This is a genomic window from Mesorhizobium sp. M0659, assembly GCF_040320605.1.
In the GTDB taxonomy this organism is placed as follows: Bacteria; Pseudomonadota; Alphaproteobacteria; order Rhizobiales; family Rhizobiaceae; genus Mesorhizobium.
Map to the genome: position 1 here is coordinate 236,715 of NZ_JAMYPY010000003.1, position 18,403 is coordinate 255,117.

General features: G+C 63.4%; 21 protein-coding genes and 1 tRNA gene. 14 read left to right on the forward strand and 8 right to left on the reverse strand.

Annotation, left to right across the window (positions count from 1 at the left end; all coding sequences use genetic code 11):
- Nucleotides 1-42 precede the first annotated feature (42 nt).
- Together NKI31_RS06565 and NKI31_RS06570 are read left to right on the forward strand one after the other, a co-directional pair.
- On the forward strand, nucleotides 43-1,194 hold the full coding sequence (locus NKI31_RS06565) for a YncE family protein (RefSeq protein ID WP_023694009.1): 1,152 nt from the start codon (nucleotides 43-45) through the stop codon (nucleotides 1,192-1,194).
- Between the two features lie 138 nt (nucleotides 1,195-1,332).
- Nucleotides 1,333-1,908: a cation efflux transmembrane domain-containing protein gene (locus NKI31_RS06570; RefSeq protein WP_023673757.1), complete on the forward strand. Its 576-nt coding sequence runs from the start codon at nucleotides 1,333-1,335 to the stop codon at nucleotides 1,906-1,908.
- A gap of 188 nt (nucleotides 1,909-2,096) precedes the next feature.
- Here the strand turns inward: NKI31_RS06570 and NKI31_RS06575 are convergent.
- Nucleotides 2,097-2,181: transfer RNA gene (locus tag NKI31_RS06575), tRNA-Leu, on the reverse strand.
- A gap of 206 nt (nucleotides 2,182-2,387) precedes the next feature.
- Here NKI31_RS06575 and NKI31_RS06580 point away from each other — a divergent pair.
- The gene (locus tag NKI31_RS06580) at nucleotides 2,388-2,972 is read left to right on the forward strand and encodes a YqaA family protein (RefSeq protein WP_023685316.1); all 585 of its coding nucleotides are present in this window, start codon (nucleotides 2,388-2,390) and stop codon (nucleotides 2,970-2,972) included.
- A 62-nt stretch (nucleotides 2,973-3,034) separates the two neighbouring features.
- Nucleotides 3,035-3,553 carry a disulfide bond formation protein B gene (locus NKI31_RS06585; RefSeq protein WP_023685317.1) on the forward strand — a complete coding sequence of 173 codons (519 nt, stop codon included), beginning with the start codon at nucleotides 3,035-3,037 and terminating at the stop codon, nucleotides 3,551-3,553.
- A gap of 266 nt (nucleotides 3,554-3,819) precedes the next feature.
- Here the strand turns inward: NKI31_RS06585 and NKI31_RS06590 are convergent, their stop codons facing one another.
- Both NKI31_RS06590 and NKI31_RS06595 read right to left on the reverse strand, forming a co-directional pair.
- Nucleotides 3,820-4,377 carry an HNH endonuclease gene (locus NKI31_RS06590; protein ID WP_008874122.1) on the reverse strand — a complete coding sequence of 186 codons (558 nt, stop codon included), beginning with the start codon at nucleotides 4,375-4,377 and terminating at the stop codon, nucleotides 3,820-3,822.
- Between the two features lie 128 nt (nucleotides 4,378-4,505).
- A complete protein-coding gene (locus NKI31_RS06595) occupies nucleotides 4,506-5,147 on the reverse strand; it encodes a DNA-3-methyladenine glycosylase family protein (RefSeq protein ID WP_023685318.1) in 642 nt (213 codons plus the stop codon).
- Between the two features lie 74 nt (nucleotides 5,148-5,221).
- Between NKI31_RS06595 and gluQRS the strand changes: the two genes are divergently transcribed.
- Nucleotides 5,222-6,097, forward strand: coding sequence for a tRNA glutamyl-Q(34) synthetase GluQRS (gluQRS, locus tag NKI31_RS06600; RefSeq protein WP_352533932.1), 876 nt, complete (start codon nucleotides 5,222-5,224; stop codon nucleotides 6,095-6,097).
- Here gluQRS and NKI31_RS06605 read toward each other — a convergent pair whose 3' ends face one another.
- Nucleotides 6,098-6,415 (reverse strand): hypothetical protein, encoded by a 318-nt coding sequence (locus tag NKI31_RS06605; RefSeq protein WP_245260927.1) that lies wholly within the window; start codon nucleotides 6,413-6,415, stop codon nucleotides 6,098-6,100.
- Nucleotides 6,416-6,604: 189 nt separating this feature from the next.
- Between NKI31_RS06605 and NKI31_RS06610 the strand changes: the two genes are divergently transcribed.
- Nucleotides 6,605-7,480 carry a DMT family transporter gene (locus tag NKI31_RS06610; protein ID WP_027050717.1) on the forward strand — a complete coding sequence of 292 codons (876 nt, stop codon included), beginning with the start codon at nucleotides 6,605-6,607 and terminating at the stop codon, nucleotides 7,478-7,480.
- Here NKI31_RS06610 and NKI31_RS06615 read toward each other — a convergent pair.
- The gene (locus NKI31_RS06615) at nucleotides 7,477-8,328 is read right to left on the reverse strand and encodes a YihY/virulence factor BrkB family protein (protein ID WP_023671675.1); all 852 of its coding nucleotides are present in this window, start codon (nucleotides 8,326-8,328) and stop codon (nucleotides 7,477-7,479) included. The two genes, NKI31_RS06610 and NKI31_RS06615, sit on opposite strands and share 4 nt — an antisense overlap.
- 60 nt (nucleotides 8,329-8,388) lie before the next feature.
- Here NKI31_RS06615 and NKI31_RS06620 point away from each other — a divergent pair, with 60 nt between their 5' ends.
- The 7 genes from NKI31_RS06620 (at nucleotide 8,389) to NKI31_RS06650 (ending at nucleotide 13,815) form a co-directional block, all read left to right on the forward strand.
- Nucleotides 8,389-9,255, forward strand: a complete 867-nt coding sequence (locus tag NKI31_RS06620) for an SDR family oxidoreductase (protein ID WP_084013621.1) — start codon at nucleotides 8,389-8,391, stop codon at nucleotides 9,253-9,255.
- A 24-nt stretch (nucleotides 9,256-9,279) separates the two neighbouring features.
- Nucleotides 9,280-9,471 (forward strand): twin transmembrane helix small protein, encoded by a 192-nt coding sequence (locus tag NKI31_RS06625; RefSeq protein WP_023671673.1) that lies wholly within the window; start codon nucleotides 9,280-9,282, stop codon nucleotides 9,469-9,471.
- Nucleotides 9,472-9,490: 19 nt separating this feature from the next.
- Nucleotides 9,491-10,072, forward strand: coding sequence for a cob(I)yrinic acid a,c-diamide adenosyltransferase (locus tag NKI31_RS06630; RefSeq protein ID WP_023750552.1), 582 nt, complete (start codon nucleotides 9,491-9,493; stop codon nucleotides 10,070-10,072).
- A 29-nt stretch (nucleotides 10,073-10,101) separates the two neighbouring features.
- Nucleotides 10,102-10,902, forward strand: a complete 801-nt coding sequence (locus NKI31_RS06635) for a rhomboid family intramembrane serine protease (RefSeq protein WP_023804543.1) — start codon at nucleotides 10,102-10,104, stop codon at nucleotides 10,900-10,902.
- A 214-nt stretch (nucleotides 10,903-11,116) separates the two neighbouring features.
- Nucleotides 11,117-11,866: an electron transfer flavoprotein subunit beta/FixA family protein gene (locus tag NKI31_RS06640; protein ID WP_023694013.1), complete on the forward strand. Its 750-nt coding sequence runs from the start codon at nucleotides 11,117-11,119 to the stop codon at nucleotides 11,864-11,866.
- Nucleotides 11,867-11,886: 20 nt separating this feature from the next.
- Entirely contained in the window at nucleotides 11,887-12,816 is a 930-nt protein-coding gene (locus tag NKI31_RS06645; protein ID WP_023685323.1) for an electron transfer flavoprotein subunit alpha/FixB family protein, read from the forward strand.
- A 120-nt stretch (nucleotides 12,817-12,936) separates the two neighbouring features.
- On the forward strand, nucleotides 12,937-13,815 hold the full coding sequence (locus NKI31_RS06650; protein WP_023671668.1) for a 3-hydroxybutyryl-CoA dehydrogenase: 879 nt from the start codon (nucleotides 12,937-12,939) through the stop codon (nucleotides 13,813-13,815).
- A 27-nt stretch (nucleotides 13,816-13,842) separates the two neighbouring features.
- Here the strand turns inward: NKI31_RS06650 and NKI31_RS06655 are convergent, their stop codons facing one another.
- From NKI31_RS06655 to NKI31_RS06665, 3 genes are all read right to left on the reverse strand, one after another.
- Nucleotides 13,843-15,777, reverse strand: coding sequence for a PAS domain S-box protein (locus NKI31_RS06655; protein WP_352650894.1), 1,935 nt, complete (start codon nucleotides 15,775-15,777; stop codon nucleotides 13,843-13,845).
- A 202-nt stretch (nucleotides 15,778-15,979) separates the two neighbouring features.
- On the reverse strand, nucleotides 15,980-16,618 hold the full coding sequence (locus NKI31_RS06660) for an NrsF family protein (protein WP_352650896.1): 639 nt from the start codon (nucleotides 16,616-16,618) through the stop codon (nucleotides 15,980-15,982).
- A 1-nt stretch (nucleotide 16,619) separates the two neighbouring features.
- Complete coding sequence (locus NKI31_RS06665) at nucleotides 16,620-17,171, reverse strand: sigma-70 family RNA polymerase sigma factor (protein ID WP_023671665.1); 552 nt, start codon at nucleotides 17,169-17,171, stop codon at nucleotides 16,620-16,622.
- A 204-nt stretch (nucleotides 17,172-17,375) separates the two neighbouring features.
- Between NKI31_RS06665 and NKI31_RS06670 the strand changes: the two genes are divergently transcribed.
- Nucleotides 17,376-18,383, forward strand: coding sequence for an iron ABC transporter substrate-binding protein (locus NKI31_RS06670; RefSeq protein ID WP_023698702.1), 1,008 nt, complete (start codon nucleotides 17,376-17,378; stop codon nucleotides 18,381-18,383).
- Nucleotides 18,384-18,403 lie beyond the last annotated feature (20 nt).

The window sequence follows — 18,403 nt, forward strand, 5'->3', positions numbered from 1 at the left end:
TCCGGCGGCAATTTCGGCCGGCCTTCACGACAAGCCATCCTGATGATCAGAACCTTTTTGCGTCACGCCGGTCCCCGTGCGGCCTTTTTGCTGCTTGCGCTGCTGCCTGTCCGCGCCTGGGCCGATAGCTGTCCCGAGGATTGCAGCGAGCCCGCGCCGTCCATCAACATCTACAGCCACACCGCCGCCAGCCATCTCAGCCCGGCCACGCTGGGTGCACTGCCGCGCGTCTATGTGCCGAACCGCTCCTCCAACAGCGTCACGGTGATCGACACCATGACACTCAAGGAAGTCGACAGGTTCCCGGTCGGCAGCAAACCGCAGCACGTCGTGCCGTCCTGGGACCTGAAGACGCTCTGGGTCGCCAACAATGGCACCGGCAAGAACGGCAGCCTGACGCCGATCGACCCGATGACCGGCAAGCCCGGCCCGCAGATCGCCGTGGACGATCCCTACAATTTGTATTTCATGCCGGGCGCGGCCATCGTCGTCGACGAAGCCCTGGAGCGGCTCGATTTCCGCGATCCTCACACCATGGCGCTAATGTCGAGCCTGCCGACGCCCACTTGCCCCGGCATCAACCACGCCGAATTCTCGGTCGACGGGGCCTACGCGATCTTCACCTGCGAATACGGCAATGGCGGATTGGCAAAGATCGACCTGAAGAACCAGAAGGTGCTTGGCCATCTCGACTTCTCGAAAATGGGCATGCCGCAGGACATCCGCCTCTCGCCCGACGGCAAGGTTTTTTACGTCGCCGACATGATGAATGACGGCGTGTTCCTCGTCGATGGCGACAGTTTCAAGGAAATCGGCTTCATCCCGACCGGCATCGGCGCCCATGGCTTCGTCGTCAGCCGCGACGGCAAGCGGCTCTATGTCTCGAACCGGGGCTCGCACAAGATGGAGCAGGGCCAGGCAAAGGGACCGGGCAGCGTGACGGTGATCGACTTCGCTACCCGCGCGGTCGTCACGCAATGGCCGATCCCCGGCGGCGGCAGCCCCGACATGGGCAACGTCAGCGCCGACGGCAAACAACTATGGCTGTCCGGCCGCTTCGACAGTGCCGCCTACATGATCGACACGACATCAGGCGCGGTGACCAAGTTTCGGGTTGGCTCAGAGCCGCACGGCCTGACGGTGTGGCCACAGCCGGGGCGGTATTCGCAAGGGCATACGGGGAATATGCGCTAAGTCCGTGTCGAGGCGCGGCTCGAACGCAAAAGGTCGCAAGGGCAACCGCCCATCGGCCGGGACCCGGAACGAGCAGGGGCTTTCCTTGGAAACCGCGAAGCTGTAGCTCCACACACTGGTTTCGGATACTGCCAGAAGATGAACCTTCGCCGCATCGTCCTCATCGTCGCGCTTCTCAATCTTGCCTATTTCGGGATCGAGTTCGCTGTGGCGCTCGCCATTGGATCAGTGTCCCTGTTCGCCGACAGCATCGACTTTCTTGAAGATGCTTCCGTGAACCTCCTTATCCTGCTCGCACTTGGGTGGTCTGTGCGCTCCCGTGCGCGGGTGGGGATGGCATTGGCGCTCATCCTTCTCATGCCGGGTCTGGCAACGCTCTGGACGGCTTGGGAGAAGTTCAACGTGCCGGTGCCGCCGCAGCCCATCGCCTTGACCTTGGCGGGACTTGGCGCTCTCGCCGTCAACCTGTCCTGCGCCTACATGCTGGCCGCGCACCGGCATCGTGGCGGCAGCCTCACAAAGGCGGCCTTCCTGTCGGCCCGCAACGACGCCTTGGCCAACATCGCCATTATTGCCGCAGGGTTGGTCACGGCCTTGCTCTGGCATTCCGCGTGGCCCGATTTGGCGGTGGGATTGGGGATCGCGGTCATGAACGCCGACGCGGCCCGCGAAGTGTGGGAAGCTGCCCGTGAAGAACACCGTGCGGCGGCCTGAGAGCACGTAGTGCGGGGCTACCGGCCGCCGCTGATTGGCGCTATCGCTGTCATCCTCAGCAGCCGCGGTTGGCTCTGTGTTCGAGGCACTGTTCGAACCCGGAGGGTTCGCAAGGGCGACCGCCCGTCGGCCGGTCAGGCCGCCCCATCGGAGCCCATGAGCGAAGCGAACTGGCGTGAGATCAAAAATGGTGCCCCTAGCCGGAATCGAACCAGCACTCCTTGCGGAACTCGATTTTGAGTCGAGCGCGTCTACCAATTCCGCCATAGGGGCTCAGGCCCAAAGGCCTGGATGGGCGCGGACTATACGGTTGGAGGCCTGTTCGTCAACTGGCCAAATGCGCCGCCGTGCCCTGCTTGCGGCAAAAGCCCGCCTTTCTGTTTCGTGAAGCTCCTGCCATTGTGCGGCGCGGAAAACCTTTCTAGACAGACGCGTATCAAAGCGCGTTGCGTCTGGGCAACTTGCATCCAGGAGAGCCGATGCTTCGCGGACTTTACGACTGGACCTTGTCGCTGGCGGCCCGCAAATCCGCCGAATGGTGGCTGGCCTTCATCGCCTTCGTCGAAAGCTCGGTGTTTTTCATACCTGCCGACGTCTTGTACCTGCCCATGGCGTTGGCGCGGCCCGAACGCGCCTACCGCTATGCGCTGACCGCCACTGTCGCGTCGGTGCTGGGCGGCATTGCCGGCTGGCTGATCGGTTACTATGCCTACGACACGATAGCACGGCCGATGCTGGAGCACTTTGGCGGCCTTGACGCGTTCGAGAGGTGGCAGTCGGCCGGCACCGGGCTGATGCTGGTGCTGCTTGTCACATCGGGTGCCGCCCACTTGCCGCCGATCAAGGTGGTCACCATTCTGGCAGGCGCCCTCCACGTCAATCTTGTCGTCTTCATCGTCTCCGCCATCCTGGCGCGTGGCGCTCGTTTCCTGCTTCTTGCCTGGCTGCTGCGCCGCTATGGCGAAGAGATCAAGGAATTCATCGAGAAGCGTTTGGGATTGATCGTCGGCGCCGGCGCCGCCGCCCTGATTTTGCTCTATATCGTCGTCAAATACGCCTTCTGACCGTCCAAGGCGGGCGGTGGGTCAGGACTATGCCGGCGGACGGCGAATTCAACGGACGAAACATGACAGCCACGATGACAGCCGATACCGGACGCCAGCGGACGCGCACCGCTTTGTTTCTCGCCGTGGCCATGGCCGCCACGGTCGGCTCCGCGCTCGCCTTCCAGCACATAGGCGGCTACATCCCCTGCCATCTGTGCCTGGAGCAGCGCACGCCCTATTATATCGGCGCCCCGCTGATGCTGCTGGCGGTGATTACCTCGATGCTTAGCGCGCCCGCATGGCTGACGCGCGGCCTGCTTGCCGTCGGCGGCCTGCTGATGCTCTATGGGCTCTATCTCGGCGTCTATCATTCGGGCGTCGAATGGGCCTGGTGGCAGGGCCCGGCCGATTGCACGGCCGGCGCCGGCCCGGTCGACACCGGCGGCAAGGGCGTGCTCGACGCGCTCGACAAATTCGTGCCGCCATCCTGCGACAAGGCAGCCCTTCGTATCCTCGGCCTGTCGCTGGCCGGCTGGAACGCCATCGCCAGCTTCATCCTCGCCGCCGTCGCCTTTCGCGGCGCGCTGGCCCGCGATTAATCAAGTGCGAGGTCGCGCCATGCGGCCAGTCTCTAAATGTTGGCACCGCCCCTCATTGCCCTGCCGGGCATTTCTCCCCGTATAGTGACGGGGAGAAAGACGCAGTCATCAATGGTTTCGCCAATCCCGAACGCTGAAAGAAGGGCGCCAAATTTGCAGCCAATTCCCTTCTCCCCGTCACTATACGGGGAGAAGGTGGCGGCAGCCGGATGAGGGGCAGCACCTGACATCGGCGATTGCCCTGGCAAGGCCGATCGCGCCAATCCCTACGGCTCCAACTCCACATCCCAGTAGAGATAATCCATCCAGCTTTCATGCAGATGGTTGGGCGGGAACAGCCGGCCATTGTTGTGCAGGTCGTGCACGGTCGGCTGGTATGGCTTCTGCAGCGGCCACATCTTGGCGTGCGCCGGCATCATGCCGCCCTTCCTCAGATTGCAGGGTGAACAGGCGGCCACGACATTCTCCCACGTCGTGGCCCCGCCGCGATGGCGCGGGATGACGTGGTCGAAGGTCAGATCCTCGGGCGTGCCGCAATATTGGCACTGGAAGCGGTCGCGCAGGAACACGTTGAAGCGGGTGAATGCCGGGTGCCTCGACGGCTTCACATAGGCCTTCAGGCTGACGACGCTGGGCAGCTTCATCGAAAAGGTCGGCGAAGACACCGCATGCTCGTATTCGGCGACGATGTTGACCCGGTCGAGGAACACCGCCTTGATGGCGTCCTGCCAGGACCAGAGTGACAAGGGGTAATAGCTGAGCGGACGGTAATCCGCATTCAGCACCAGCGCAGGAAGCCCATCCGGAGATACGGCAACCGTCACCTTGTTGACCTCCTCGTTCTAGAACCGATCGGCGCGGATACTGTAAGCCCGACATGACAGGGATGTGAAGCGGATTGTCATCAGCCAAAAGCGGCAAAAATGCAGGATTTTCATGCTTTTTTACGGTTTCAGGCCGGAGGTGCTGCGTCCCGGCCCCTGGTTTCGCGATAATAGGACCAGAAAAGCCGCGATGCGACGCCTCGCCACGGGCTCCATGATTCGGCCAGGGCGATCAGCGTTTTCTCCGGCGGACGCGGCTCTATGCCGAGCGCGTGGCCAACCGCGCTCTGCAGCGCGACGTCGCGCGCGGGGAAAATATCGGGGTGGCCGGCGGCAAACAGGAGATAGACTTCCGCCGTCCACGGGCCGATGCCCGGCACCGCGATCATAGCCGCGATCGCCTCTTCGGCGTCGAGCGAACAGAGGTGATGCAGGTCGAGCCCCTCAACCACGGCCTGCGCAACCGCGATCAGACCGCGCTGCTTCGGCCGCGACAGCCCAGCCTCACGAAACATGTCCTCGCCGGCGGCAAGGATCGCCTGCGGCGTTAGCGGATCGACCAGTTTCACCAGCCGGCCGAAAATGGCATCGGCGCTCGCACGGGATACTTGTTGCGAAACGATAATGGAGGCCAGGCTTCGAAAGCCGGGCTCCGACAGCCGCAGCGGCACCTCGCCGGCCATGCCGCGCACCTTTTCCAGGCGCGGATCGATTGCGCAAAGCGCATCCAGCCCGCGCGCAATATCGTCCAGTGTCGCGATGCGTTGCATGTTTTCTTGTTCCTGAACCGACCTCACGGTAGCAATTGGCAAAACCGCTGCACAACCCGATTGCCGCTTGTGAGATGACGCTCCTGACATTCCGCTTCGCGCCGAGCCCGAATGGCGAACTGCATCTCGGCCATGCCTATTCGGCACTGCTCAACCAGCAACTGGCGCGTGCGGCCGGCGGCCGCCTGCTGCTGCGCATCGAGGACATCGACACGATCCGCTGCACGCCTGAATTCGAGGCCGGCATCTTTCGCGACCTCGAATGGTTAGGTCTCGAATGGGAACAGCCGGTGCGGCGCCAGGCAGAGCATTTCTCCGACTATCAGGCCGTGCTCGACCGGCTGGTCCGCGAAGAACTCGTCTACCCTGCCTTTATGAGCCGTGGCGAGATCAGGGCCTTCATCGCCGACAGCGAAAAGCGCGGCCGCGGCTGGCCGCGCGACCCGGACGGCGTGCCGCTTTATCCCGCCGCCGACAAGGCGCTGCCGGTCAGCGAACGCAACCGCCGCATCGCCGAAAATGCGCCCTTCGCCTGGCGCCTCGACATTGATGCAGCGCTGGCGCGCGTCGGCACGGATTTGTCCTGGCGCGAATTCACCAACGAGACGCTTTCGGCGACGCAGCGAGTCGAGGCGCGTCCGCAGGACTGGGGCGACGTCATTCTGGCGCGCCGCGACATCCCGACCAGCTATCACCTGGCCGTCGTCGTCGACGACGCTCTGCAAGGCGTCAGCCATGTCGTGCGTGGCCGCGACCTCTATTCCGCGACCGGCATCCAGCGCCTGCTGCAGGAATTGCTCGGCCTCGGCCAGCCGCAGTATTTCCACCACCGTCTCATACTCGGTCCGGATGGGCGCAAACTGTCGAAGAGTTTTGCTGATACCGGCCTTGCCGCGCTGAGGCAGGCAGGCATGTCGCCGGACGAAGTCAGGCGGCTGGCCGGGCTATGACTAAAGCCGGGCCAGCCCCGCCTTGAGCAGCGCCAACGCGCCGATAAACGCGAAGGCGCCGCCCAGTCCCCAGGCAACCGCGAGCTTCAGATCTCTCAGGACGATGCCATGTTCGTTCGCGGCCATGACCGCGGCGAAAAAGCCGAGCGTGAACAGCAATGTGTTGCCGGTCGACCCAAAACCGTCCTCCTGCATGATGGCGTCGAGCGCTGAGCCGAAGAAGAAGCCGAACACGGCCACACTGGCCACCGTCATCAACAGCCAGCTTGTGTCGAGATGCAACAGCATGCGCGCTCCCTGTCGAAGCCAAAACGCCATGTCGCCGGATCCATCGACAGAAGTCGATTGCCCTGACGCCGCCCTTTGAATTCGGCCACCTCCTACATCAGGATGAGCTTATGTACCAATTGTTTCGCTTTGCTTGCCGGATTGAACCGCATTAGAGCAATTGCCGTATTTGTCTCTTCACCGAATCGGACCTCTCCACCGGAAACGGCTTCCCCGAAAATGCACAGTCTCAAGCGGTTCATCCCCGCCTCGTTTGTCGTCCTATGGGCGACAGGTTTCATCGGCGCGCGCTACGCCATGCCCTGGGCGGAGCCCTTCACCTTTCTGGCAGCCCGCTTTGTCATCGCCGCCTTGCTGCTTGCCGGGCTGATGCTCGTGCTTGGCTCGAAGCGAGCCACAAGGGCAGAAGCGCTTCACGCCACGGTCGCCGGCATCCTCATGCATGGCATCTATCTCGGCGCCGTGTTCTGGGCGATCCACAGGGGCATGCCCGCCGGGCTTTCGGCGCTGATCGTCGGCCTGCAACCGCTGATCACCGCCGTGCTTGCCGGCCGGTTCCTCGGCGAGGCCATCCTGCCGCGCCATTGGGCCGGCCTTGCCGTCGGCCTTGTGGGAGTGATCATCGTGCTGTGGCCGAAGCTCGGCGCTCTCGGCGGCGGCGTTACGCCCGAAACCCTGACGGCGTCGCTGGTCTCGGTGCTGGGCATGAGCGCCGGGACCATCTGGCAGAAGCGCTATGCCTCGGGTGGCGACCTGGTGGCGGCGACGATGTGGCAATATATTGGCGGCGGCTCGCTGATGATCCTGGCTTCGCTGGCACTGGAGACCCACACGGTGATCATCAACGGCGAACTGATCTTCGCCATGGCCTGGCTGGTCCTGGTGCTGTCGATCGGCGCCATCTTCCTGCTGATGGTGATGATCCGCGACGGCGAGATGTCGAAGGTCGCGTCGCTGTTCTACCTGGTGCCGGCCGTCACCGCTGTCATCGCCTGGGCGCTGTTCGGCGAACGGCTCAGCCTCGTGCAGATCGTCGGCATGGCAATCGCGACGCTCGGCGTCGGGCTGGCCACGGCTCGGCCAGCCAAAACCTAGCTGCCGACACGTGCGCGCGCTTCGAGAAAGCGGCTGATCGCCGCATTGAGTTCGCCGCCGAGGATGAAGATCGCCGACAGCATATAGAGGAAAACCACGGCGATCATGATCGAGGCGAGGCCGGCATAGGTCGTCACATAGGACGAGAAATGGTCGAGGTAGGTCGCGAACATCGTCGAGCCGACAAGCCACGCAGCCAGAGTGAAAATGATGCCAGGCACCAGCGAGACAAAGCGGCGCTTGCCCGCCGGCAGCCAGTAGTGGACGGCAAACAAGCCACCAATGATGACGGTTGAGGCGATGACGTAGCGCCACAGCGTGATCGTGCCCGTATAGGGTTTGATCCACTCGAAATGAGCTTCCGCCAGCCGCGCCAGCAAAGGCGCAAAGACCAGGAGCACGCTGATCGCCAGGAAACCGGCCGTCGCGATCAGCACGAAGAAAATGCTCTGCACCCGGCGGTAGATGATGCCGCGCGTTTCGGCGACGCGGTAGGCGCGGTTGAGCGAGGTGCGCAGTGCCTCGATGCCGTTGGAGGCGAAATAGGCCGCCAGCAGCACGCCGTAGGTCAAAAGATCGGTGCGCCGCACGGTCAGCACGTTGAGCACTTCGCGCGCGATAGGCTTGGCGATCTGTTCGGGCCAGGTGTCGAAGACCAGGTGCACGGCAGTATCGGCGAACGCCTGCGCGCCGAGGAAGCTCGCCAGCGTGGTGGCGAAGATCAGGAACGGGAACAGCGCCATCAGCGAAGTGATCGCCAGATGGCTGGCCATGGCCCAGCCGTCATCGGTGTTGAAATGGCCAAGCGCGTCATAGAGCACGCGGCGCAGCACGACGATATTCCGCATCAAGAGCCGCGTTCCCTTCGATTGTCTCGACGCCGCGAATATGGGAAGGGATTGTGGCAAATGGCAACCCTTGCTCAAACCACGACGCCGCCTGCCAAAGAGTTGCGCACCATCATCGTCACCGGCGCCTCGTCCGGGATAGGCGCCCACTGCGCCCGTGCGCTGAAGGCGGATGGCTGGCGGGTGCTTGCAACGGCGCGCAAGCCTGAAGACATAGCCGCACTCGAAGCCGATGGCATCGAAGCGTTTTACCTCGATTACCGTGAGCCGGACTCTATCGAAGCCCTTGTGGGCTCGGTGCTGGAGCGGACAGGCGGACGCCTCGACGCCCTGTTCAACAACGGCGCCCATGCACAGCCCGGCGCCGTGGAAGACCTGCCGGTTGCGGCATTGCGCGAGCAGTTCGAGGCCAATTTCTTCGGCTGGCACGACCTCACCCGACGCATCGTACCGGTAATGCGTCGCCAGGGACATGGCCGCCTCGTTCATTGTTCCTCCATCCTTGGGCTCGCGCCGGTGCCTTTTCGCGGCGCCTACTCGGCCTCCAAGCACGCGCTCGAAGGCCTGATGCTGTGCATGCAGCAGGAACTCAGGGGCAGCGGCATCCATGTCTCGCTGATCGAACCGGGGCCGGTGACCTCGAAAATCGCCAGCAACGGGCTGTTCTGGTTCCTGAAAAACATCGACCACGAGAATTCCGTCCACCACGTCGCCTATGCCACGCAGCTGGCGCGGCTTCGGGCCGGCGGCAGCTCATCACGGCTGAAAAAGGGGCCGGAGGTGGTCTATGCGGCCTTGCGCCATGCACTTCTGTCGCGGCGCCCGCGCCCGCACTATGTGGTAACAGTGCCGGCCAGGATTGGCGTGATGCTCAAGCGCATCCTGCCGGCATCGATGCTCTACCGCGTTCTGGCCGGACGCGCCTGATCGCAACAGAACTGGGAACAGATCATGGCAACCGTCATCAAAGTCCTCCTCGTCCTCGTCATGGTCGCCGTGGTGATCGTGCTTGTCCGCGGCCTCATCAACATGATGCGCGGCGGCTCCGGTGTGAGCTCGAACAAGCTGATGCAGGCACGCGTGCTGCTGCAGGCGCTGGCGTTGGCACTGATCCTGCTGGTGGTGTATTTCACCCGCAAGTGACGGCCGTTCGGGAGGCGACGTGGTCAAGCTCAACAAGATCTACACCCGCACGGGCGATGACGGCACCACTGGCCTCGGCACCGGTGAACGCAGGCTGAAATCCGACCTGCGCGTCGATGCCTACGGCACCGTCGATGAAGCCAATGCCTGCATCGGCATCGCCCGCCTGCACACAGCGGCAAGTTATCCCGCCATCGACGCCATGCTGTCCCGCATCCAGAACGATTTGTTCGACCTCGGCGCCGATCTCGCCGTGCCCGACGACGGCAAGCCGCTCGGCTACGAGCCGCTGCGCATCATCGCCTCGCAGACCGAGCGCGTCGAAAAGGATATCGACCTTCTCAACAAGGATCTGCAGCCGCTCAAATCCTTCGTGCTCAATGGCGGCACGCCGGCGGCGGCAGCACTTCATCTTGCCCGCACCGTGGCGCGACGGGCCGAGCGGATCATGGTGGCACTGGCGCAGGACCCGGCCGAACATGTCAATCGCGAGGGGCTGAAATACATAAACCGCGTCTCGGACTTTCTGTTCGTCGCCGCTCGTGCGGTCAATGACAACGGAAATGCCGACGTGTTATGGGTGCCCGGCAGGAACCGCTGAATTTTCGAAGGCGGGAAAGGGCTTGGGGCATGTTCATCCCGCTTTACGACTCCAACAGGTTGCGCCACATCCGGCTGCAATATGTGACGATCGGCCTGATCGCGGCCAACGCGTTGGTCTTTCTCATCACCACGATCGGCGGCGAAAATTTCAACAACGCCGCCGTGCTCGGCCTGGGCTTCATCCCTTCGGTTGTCCACGACACGGCAGAACTCTCGCCCCAATTCGTCGTCATTCCGGAGAGCCTGAGTTACCTCACCTATGCCTTCCTACATGCCGATATCTTTCATCTCGGCGGCAACATGCTGTTCCTGTGGGTGTTCGGCGATAATGTCGAGGACGCACTCGGCCACATCCGCTACCTCATCTTCTACCTGCTTTGCGCCATCGCCGGCGCCTTCTTCCAGGGGCTCGTCGCCTGGAGTTCAGAGGTGCCGCTGATCGGCGCCTCCGGCGCCATTGCCGGCGTCGTCGCCGCCTATCTGGTCCTCTACCCCCGGGTGAAAGTGTGGGTGCTGGTCTTTGCCCGCATTCCGCTGCGTATCCCGGCCTTCATCCCGCTGATCCTGTGGATCGGCTTCCAAGTGGTGATGTTTGCCGCCGGCGGCGAAAACCAGATATCCTGGGCCTGCCATATTGGCGGCATCATTGCCGGTGGCGTGCTGGTGCTCATCATGCGCAGCCGCGGCGTGCCGCTGCTCGCCGGTGACGACGGCGAGCCGGAACCCGCCGATCAGCCAGCCGCTTCTACTGGGCCGGCGCCAGCCGGTCCCGCTCCCGTGCAACCTGAGACGCGTTGGGGCCGGGGTGGCGCTTCCGGCCACAACTGAACCGATTTGAGAAGTTTGGCCGCTGCCGTGGCATATTGACGTGTTGCGTCGCCACAACTACGGAGAGCGCCACCGCTAGGCGGCAGAAGACCAGAATTCGTCCGGCCAGGATTCCGTTTGGCCGGAATTCAGTCAGGAATGTCGGCTTTCGACAACTCTGCGGAGGCGCACGCTGCTATAGCGCGCCCGGATATCTCAGGAGAGGTGACAGACAATGAAGATCCTTGTGCCCGTGAAGCGGGTTGTGGATGCGAACGTCAAGGTTCGCGTCAAGGCCGATGGTTCGGCGGTGGAACTCGCCAACGTCAAGATGGCGATGAACCCGTTCGACGAGATCGCGGTGGAAGAGGCGCTCCGGCTGAAGGAAGCCGGCAAGGCCGAAGAGATCATCGTCGTTTCGGTCGGCCCGCAGCAGGCGCAGGAAACGCTCCGCACCGCGCTCGCCATGGGCGCCGACCGCGCCATCCTGGTCAAGACCGACGAGCAGACCGAGCCGCTCGGCGTCGCCAAGGTGCTGAAGGGCGTCGTTGACGCCGAACAGCCCGGTCTCGTGATCCTCGGCAAGCAGGCGATCGATGATGACTCGAACCAGACCGGCCAGATGCTGGCCGCCCTGCTCGGCTGGGCACAGGGCACTTTCGCCTCCAAGGTCGTGCTCGACGGCGACAAGGCCAAGGTGACGCGCGAAGTCGACGGCGGCCTGCAGACGGTGGAACTGAAGATGCCGGCGATCATCACCGCCGATCTTCGCCTCAACCAGCCGCGCTATGCCTCGCTGCCCAACATCATGAAGGCCAAGAAGAAGCCGCTCGACGAAAAGAGCCCGGCCGATTACGGCGCCGACGTCAGGCCGCGCCTGAAGGTGCTCAAGACCGAGGAGCCCAGCGGCCGCAAGGCAGGCGTGAAGGTCAACAGTGTCGCCGAACTGGTCGACAAGCTCAAGAACGAAGCCGGCGTGCTCTGAGACTGGAAGGAACAGATAAAATGACCATTCTCCTCATCGCAGAACACGACAACGCCAGCCTTTCCGACCAGACCGCGAAGGCGCTCTCGGCGGCGCTGCAGATCGGTTCGGACGTGCATGTGCTGGTCGCCGGCAAAGGCGCCAAGGGCGCGGCCGACGCCGCTGCCAAGCTCGAGGGCGTGAGCAAGGTGCTGCTGGCCGAGGCCGACGAACTGGCCGAGCGCCTCGCCGAACCGCTCGCCGCACTCGTTGTCTCGCTGGCCGGCGCCTACGACACCATAATCGCGCCGGCGACCTCGTCGGGCAAGAATGTCGCGCCGCGCGTGGCGGCCCTGCTCGATGTCGCGCAAGTCTCCGAAATCATCGAAGTGGTTTCACCAGACACGTTCAAACGGCCGATCTATGCCGGCAACGCCATCCAGACGGTGCAGTCGAGCGACGCCAAGAAGGTCATCACTGTGCGCACCGCCTCCTTCCAGGCTGCCCCGGAGGGCGGCTCGGCAGCTGTCGAGACGGTCAAGGCCGCGGCCAATCCCGGCCTCTCCACTTTCGTCGAGAACAAACTCTCGGAAACCGACCGTCCGGAGCTGACCTCGGCCAAGATCATCATTTCGGGCGGCCGCGCGCTCGGTTCCTCGGAAAAGTTCCAGGAAGTCATCCTGCCGGTCGCCGACAAGCTCGGTGCAGCCGTCGGCGCCTCGCGCGCTGCCGTCGACGCCGGCTACGCCCCGAATGACTGGCAGGTCGGCCAGACCGGCAAGGTCGTGGCGCCTGACCTCTATATTGCCGTCGGCATTTCCGGCGCCATCCAGCACCTTGCCGGCATGAAGGATTCGAAGGTCATCGTCGCCATCAACAAGGACGAAGAGGCGCCGATCTTCCAGGTTGCCGATTATGGCCTGGTCGGCGACCTGTTCGTCATCCTGCCGGAACTGCAAAAGGCGCTTTGACGCTTTCTGCCAAAGCGTATTAAATTGTGAAAGGGTGGGGTAGACGAAGCTGCCCCACCCTTTTAGTTTGCACTGCACAAAAAGCAGGCCGCAAAGGCCTTTTCGACGGGATCGCTGCAAATGGCCAAGATCGAGACGATCGGCATCATCGGCGCCGGCCAGATGGGCGGCGGCATCGCGCATGTATCAGCACTTTCGGGTTTCAAGGTGCTGATCTACGACGTCTCGCCCGACCGTATCGAGAAGGGTATTGCCACGGTCAGCGGCAACATGGCCCGCCAGGTCGGCTCCGGCAAGCTTGAGGAAAAGCTGCGTAACGAAGCGATGGCGCGCATTTCCGCAGCCCCCACCATGGCTGATCTCGCCGGTGCCGATCTGGTGATCGAGGCGGCGACCGAGGACGAGACGGTCAAGCGCAAGATTTACGCGCAGCTCTGTCCCCAGCTCAACCCGGAAGCCATTCTGGCGACCAACACCTCGTCGATTTCGATCACCCGGCTTGCGGCGCAGACCGACCGTCCCGAGCGTTTTATCGGCATACATTTCATGAACCCCGTGCCGCTAATGAAGCTGGTCGAACTGGTGCGCGGCATCGCTACCGAGGATCAGACCTTCGAGGCGGCCAAGGCCTATGTGAAACAGCTCGACAAGACGATCACCGTCTCTGAAGATTTTCCGGCCTTCATCGTCAACCGCATTCTGTTGCCGATGATCAACGAGGCGATCTACACGCTCTATGAGGGGGTCGGCTCGGTCGATGCCATCGACACCGCCATGCGGCTCGGCGCCAACCATCCGATGGGACCGCTGCAGCTCGCCGATTTCATCGGCCTCGACACCTGCCTGTCGATCATGCAGGTGCTGCATGACGGCCTGTCGGATTCGAAATATCGCCCCTGCCCGCTGCTGGTGAAATATGTCGAGGCCGGCTGGCTCGGCCGCAAGACCGGGCGCGGCTTCTACGACTATCGCGGCGAGCATCCGGTTCCGACGCGCTAACCACCAGAACGAAAGTTCCGTGCTCCCTCAGGATGCCGCTGCAAGCGGCGGCTCTGCTTGGCCGCTTGATCCGGTATCGTCAGGCGCCACGGAAACACAGCCGCGGCCGGCGGCCTTGGCCGCATAGCAGGCAGCATCGGCCCGGGCGATGATCTCGTCGACTTCACCGCTGTTGCTGTGGATCGGCGCCAGCCCGATGCTGGCGTCTATCGCATGCGGCCGGCCGTCCCAGGTGAACTGCAGGGCGCGGATCGCTTCAATGATCGAGCGCGCGGCAATCCTGGCGCCGGCGCTCGAGCCGGCTTTTAGGACGACCGCGAATTCGTCGCCGCCGAGGCGGGCCACGATATCCTCCGGCCCAAGCGCACCGCGAATGGCCTCGGCAACCCGCTTCAGCAAGGCGTCGCCGGCGGCGTGGCCGCCAGTGTCGTTGACCAGCTTGAAATGATCGAGATCGATGAACATGAAATGATGCTCGCCCGCCGGCCTGGCCGTGCCGGCCTTGCGGCTCCGGTCGACCAGTTCCTCCATGGTGCGGATAAAGCTCGAACGGTTGGCAAGGCCGGTCAGCGCATCATGCGCGGCGGCATAGGCGAGCTGGCGCTGCAAGGCGCGCGCATCGGTGAAGTCCTGGAAGACAATGACAAGACCGCAGAACTCCTGGCGGTCGTTCATGATCGGCGACACCACCTGGCGGATGCTGCAGCGTGTGTCGTCGCGACGGATGAGGACGGCGCGACTGTTCTGGTCGGCAGGGCTGGCGCTGCCGAGCGCCGGCCGCGTCATGCCGATCCTTTGCCCGGTTTCTTCGTCCACCGCCCAGTAGACATGGCCAAGCGTCTTGCCGAGCGCCTCTGCGCCAACAACGCCGGTGAGCTTTTCGGCGACAGGGTTCATGAAGGTGATGCGGTTTGCGGCATCGGTGCAGATGACGGCGTCGCCGATCGACTGCAGCGTCACCCTCAGCCGCTCCTTCTCGTCGGCCAGCATTGCCGCCGATACGATGAGGCTTTCCTCGGTTTGCTTGCGCTGGGTGATGTCGGTCAGGCTGCCGATGGCCCTGACCAACCTTCCGTCCTTGTCGCGTTCGAGCGTCTTGCCGCGATCAAGGATCCAGACCCAGTGGCCATCCTTGTGGCGCATCCGGAACTCGGCTTCGAAGAACGGTGTCCTGCCCTCCAGATGGGCACGATCGGCTTCGGCCACGTTTTCGCGATCGTCGGGGTGGATCATCGCCAGCCAGCGGTCGGGGTCGCCGTCCAGCTCGCCATCGGCATAGCCCAGCATCTTCACCCAGGTGGCGGAGTAGGTGGTGCCGCCCTTGCGCATGTCGAGGTCCCAGACGCCTTGTCCGGCGCTGGCCAGGGCAAAATTCCAGCGCGTTTCGGCCTCGGCTATGCGCGCCTCGGATTGCTTGCGCGCGTCGATATCCTCGATCTGCGAGACCAGGTAGAGCGGGCGGCCGCTCTTCTCGTCACGAATGACGGAGCCCGCAAGATGGGCCCATACCGGCGTGCCGTCCTTCCTGAGGTAGCGCTTTTCGAAGTGGAAAGCGTTGACGGTGCCCGCCCGCATGCCGTCCATCGTCTCACGGCCGATCTGCACATCGTCGGGATGGGTGATCTGAAAGAAGGTCAGCGCCTCGATCTCCTGCTTGCTGTAGCCGAGCATGGCGGCGAAGGCCGGGTTGGTTTCGTGGATGCGGCCGTCGAGGCCGACAATGGCGATGCCGATCGCCGAATCCTCCATGGCGCGGCGGAAACGCTGCTCGCTTTCGGCGATCTGCCGGCGATCGTCCAGTATCCGGTAAATGAACAGGGCGGCGAGAATCAGCGCCACGGCGGCGACCGGCACCGATATCTGCAAGCATAGCTTCAGCACTTCGGCGCTGACATCGAGCCGCGACAGCAGGAGCGCGACCACGGCAGCGCAAAGCCCTCCGGCCGCAAGCACCAAAGCCACGTGACTGTCAGCCCGCAGGCTTTTTCGCTCTCGCCGCATCACTGTGCATGCCACCCCATGCGCAACACATTTCTGCAAATAACACTGGATGATCGATTTTAAGGAAAGGTTGCGCCGGAGCCACCGGCAACACGGTGAACCCGCAAACAATTGCCGGCATGATTAAGGATCGGTGATTATTGGGCGATCTTGAACGGCCCGGTCACCAGCGCACGAAGAACCGTCCCCCGAGCGCGCCCAGACCGGCGAGGACGGCGATGGCGAGCGTGTACCAGGTGGCGACGAAAAGCGGCGAATCGTCGAAGCAGTGCGCGGCGTAGAAGGTCGCCGCCAGGCCGCCGGCGAGCAGTCCCGCGACCGCCCCGGCCAACACCGGCCGCGTCGGCGCGCCATAGCGCAGCATCCACAGGAAGACGGCAAGCGGGCCGATGCCGATCAGCGGGATGAAGCCCATGCAGATCATCATGTTGGAGCCGACCATGCGCGTGCTCCACATCGGCTCCGGCACCATGAACAGTTCGAGAGCCACCGCCACGGCCACCAGCAGCGGCGCCGCCAGCATCCAGGCCGCAGCTCTCGCCGTCGAAGCGCCCGGCGTCGACAACGCCCGGACCAGGCCAAAGGCGGTGACGACGAGCACGATGGTGAACACGAACTTCGCCAGGAACCGCATCGTGTGCATGGCGGTCATGATGTCGGGACGCGGGCCGATGGTGAGAAAGAAGACCAGAGCCGCGATCACCGCCGCGGCTGCCGCCGCCATCAACCAGGCCGAGCGCAGCGGCATCGCCTTGCTGCTTGTGTCGGCGTCGAGTGCCTTGATGAGATCCTCCGTCCTCATGTCACTGCCGCCCGAAGCGCCCCTGCCCAAATCGCTTGGCGATCGCGGCAAGCCCGCGATGCAGCGACACCCGCACCGCCGTCTCGCTGACGCCGAGCCTGGCCGCCGTCTCGCCGATGGAGCGGCCGTCGACCGAGATCGAAGAAACGACGGAACGCTGCGCAGCCGGCAGTCCGTCCAGCGCCCGGTTGATGTCGCGTTCGCTGACGGTCTCGGTTTCCGGCTCGGCAAAGGTCTCGGCGATCTCGTCGATCTCGATTTCGATGCGCCGTCCGCGCCGCCGGAAAGCATCGATCAGCTTGAAGCGGGCTATCGCATAGATCCATGGCAACACCGGCGCGTCCTGGCGCCAGGTATGCCGTTTCACATGAATGGCCAGCAAGGTTTCCTGCACGACATCCTCGGGATCGACCCCGCCCTGTACGATCTTGCGCCTCGCAAAGCCGCGAACCAGCGCGGCGATCCGGTGCAAAAAGTCGGCGTAGGCCCTTTCATCTCCCGCGATCGCGGCCCGCATCAGCCGGGAAAGCTCGGCCTCATCCTTGCCGCTCACAAGAGTTCACTCCCCGATCTTCGCGCCTCGGCATCGATTTGTTACGTGTCCGGCGAAATGATGTCCAAGCCAAAGTGCCGCAAAATCACGAAAGTTTGCGGGAGCGGCGACCGATTGAAGCAGCCGAGCAATGTTGACTACTGCTGTCAGGTATCGATAGGTGCAGCCTGCGAAACCAGAACCACCGAGATTGAGGATGACGCCATGAGATACACGCTCTCCACCCTAGCGGGGGCCACAGCGCTGGCCGTGAGCATGATCGCCGGGCCGGCGATGGCCGCGGATGCCGGCATCATCGTCTACAACGCCCAGCATGAGAGCCTGGCCAAGGAATGGGTCGAAGGTTTCACCAAGGAAACCGGCATCAAGGTCACGCTGCGCAATGGCGGCGACAGCGATTTCTCCAACCAGATCGTCGCCGAGGGCGCTTCTTCGCCGGCCGACGTGTTCCTGACCGAGAACTCGCCGGCGATGACTCTGGTCGAAGCGGCGGGCCTTTTCGCGCCGGTCGACGCCGACACGCTGGCGCAAGTCCCGGCCGAATTCCAGCCGAGCAGCGGCAAATGGGTGGGTGTCGCGGCGCGCAGCACCGTCTTTGCCTACAACAAGACCAAGCTCACGGCCGAAAAGCTGCCCAAATCGATGCTCGATCTCGCCGATCCCGCCTGGAAAGGCCGCTGGGCAGCCTCGCCTTCCGGCGCCGATTTTCAGGCCATCGTCAGCGCGTTGCTCGAGCTCAAGGGCGAAGCCGCAACCGCCGACTGGCTGAAGGCCATGAAGGAGAATTTCACCGCCTACAAGGGCAACGGCACGGTGATGAAGGCGGTCAATGCCGGCGAGATCGAAGGCGGAATCATCTACCACTATTACTATTTCGGCGATCAGGCAAAGACCGGCGAAAACAGCAAGAACGTCGAACTGCATTATTTCAAGAACCAGGATCCCGGCGCTTTCGTCTCGATCTCCGGCGGCGGCGTGCTCGCCTCGAGCAAGCACCCGAAGGAAGCCCAGGCGTTCCTCAAATGGGTGACCGGGAAAGGCGGCCAGGACGTGCTGAAGACCGGCACGTCCTTCGAATACGCTATCGGCAAGGACGCGCAGTCCAATCCCAAGCTGGTGCCGCTGGCCGACCTGCAGGCGCCGAAGGTCGATCCGGCGACACTGAACTCCAAAAAGGTGACGGACCTGATGACGGCAGCCGGCTTGCTTTAGGCTGGGTTCGTCCTAAAAGG